Source organism: Hydrotalea sp. (assembly GCF_049968455.1).
GTDB lineage: Bacteria > Bacteroidota > Bacteroidia > Chitinophagales > Chitinophagaceae > Hydrotalea.
The window spans coordinates 1-1,923 of sequence record NZ_JBMFQT010000033.1 but is presented as its reverse complement, the minus strand read 5'-3'; the positions used below and the strand labels follow the sequence as shown (position 1 = coordinate 1,923).

At 48.6% G+C, this 1,923-nt stretch carries 3 protein-coding genes; all 3 read right to left on the bottom strand.

Annotated elements, in window-relative coordinates:
• Positions 1-299: hypothetical protein (locus ACP5P5_RS13280; RefSeq protein ID WP_428286597.1), on the bottom strand; the 299-nt coding region annotated here is incomplete at its 3' end.
• Positions 278-1,279: a glycosyltransferase family 4 protein gene (locus ACP5P5_RS13275; RefSeq protein ID WP_428286596.1), complete on the bottom strand. Its 1,002-nt coding sequence runs from the start codon at positions 1,277-1,279 to the stop codon at positions 278-280. The genes ACP5P5_RS13275 and ACP5P5_RS13280, both read right to left, overlap by 22 nt.
• A gap of 52 nt (positions 1,280-1,331) precedes the next feature.
• Positions 1,332-1,923 (bottom strand): hypothetical protein (locus ACP5P5_RS13270; protein ID WP_428286595.1); only part of this gene is annotated, 592 nt, incomplete at its 5' end.

Below are 1,923 nucleotides of genomic sequence, written 5' to 3'. Positions count from 1 at the left end.
CAAAAACTTCTGCGCTCTCCTTTAACCAAAAAACGGCCCAGCAAACTAAACAAGATGCCGGTCCAATGCAATTGCACACATTCGGGTGGTACGGTGTCCGCATTTTTCTTGGCCAGTTGCTGTTGCATACCCGGCAACTTAGCCAACCATCGCATCCAGGTATAACGTTGGGGTAACCACCAAAATGCCGTTAAAAAAACCACTTGTACATTCGGTAGGGCTATCAAGGCTGCCACCGTTTGAGGGGTGTATTGCCGGGCAGGATTAGAAATAGCAATCAATGGGGTACGATGTTCCATGCTTGGCATTGTTGAATGTATTGTTGTGCTATTGCTGCAGGGGTATGTGCCTGTAAATATTGCTGTATTTGGGAAAACGCCGCCACAGTGGTGGGATATTGTTGCAGGGCTGTTTGTAGGGCGGATAATAAAGCTTCCGCATCACCATTGGGATAATAGATACCCCAGTTACCGGCGGCTTCCGGCAAACCCCCTCCGTTAGAAGCCACCACCCCACAACCACAAGCCAATGCCTCCAGGGCTACAATGCCAAAGGGCTCGGGCCAGCGGGAAGGAATAACGGCTATTTTGGCACTATTGTAGGCCGCCACCAATGCCTCACCCCGCAATAGGCCGGCCCAGGTAACCGCATCACCAATACCGGCTGCGGATATGCGTGCCTGCTGTGCCCCCCGCTCGGGACCGTCACCTACCAATAATAAGCGACTTTCCGGCCGAGATTGGTGGTATTGCAGAAAGGCGGATACCAATAGATCCAATCCTTTATCCGATACCATGCGACCGGTAAAAATGAAATCGTAGGGGCGATTGCCCATATTTGTTTTAGTAAAGACCGGATTATAGGAATTATGTATCACAACTGCCGGAGCGGGTAATGTCTTTGCCACATATTGGCTTACGGCTATGTTGTGCGACCATCGGGTCAATAACAATTTCAATCCTTTTTTCCAACCTTTATCGTAGTAAGGTAAATGGTGTACCACCACCCATTTGCGGTGAAAGCGCAAACCGGTGCGAAATGTTTTTAGACTAATATTGGCTTCTACATACAAATCCGCTTCCTGCAACAGTTGTCGAACCTTGCTTTCCGGAATCTTGCGCAGCACCGCATAAGCTTGGGGTGCTGCTTCCTCGGGCACTGCCGTAATCACTGTAACGGTATGCCCTTGCTGTGCCCAGGCCAGCGCCAATTGGTGCATCATATTTTCTAAACCACCCACTTTGGGTAAAAAAGTGAGGGAACGAATTACAATACGCATGGGCACTCAGTCAATGATGATTAGTAAGTAAATGTAGGGATGAAAAGAGGTACTATTCGGGCTTCGTTGCCGTAAGGGCTGAACTACCCCGATAGTAGGCCTGGTCGATTAAAATAATACCAAACGCTAAATAAAAGGCATTGTAAATATTGAACACCCATACCACGGCATAAAATACCAGGCCAAATACCAACAATTTTAATAGTGTGGGTACGGCCAAGCGGCTGGCTAAGTACCAGGCCATAAAGAACCGCATGAAGAACAGCACAAAGCCCCCTTCCAAAATCACTCGAATCAGTTCGCCCTCCACATACCCAAATTCTTCCACATAAGGCGAAGTACCGAATAATTGGGTAGCCCCCTGGTAAGTAGCCCCCAATCCCACCCCAAAGAGCGGGTACTTACCCTGAAAATTTAGGATACGGGGAATATCTCCTTCAATCCTGCGCGATTCTTCCCCGCTTTGTGCCAAACTTTGCCGGCGGTCATTGAAATTGTCGAAAGCTGTGGCCACCTTGTTTCCAATTTCCCCAAAATTCCCGTATAGGGTAAAAAACAAGCCCAGGATAACCAAGGGAATGAACAAGGCCGTGAGCCGTATTTTGCGAAAACTGCGCCATTCACTCAATACCACCAGGGCCAAT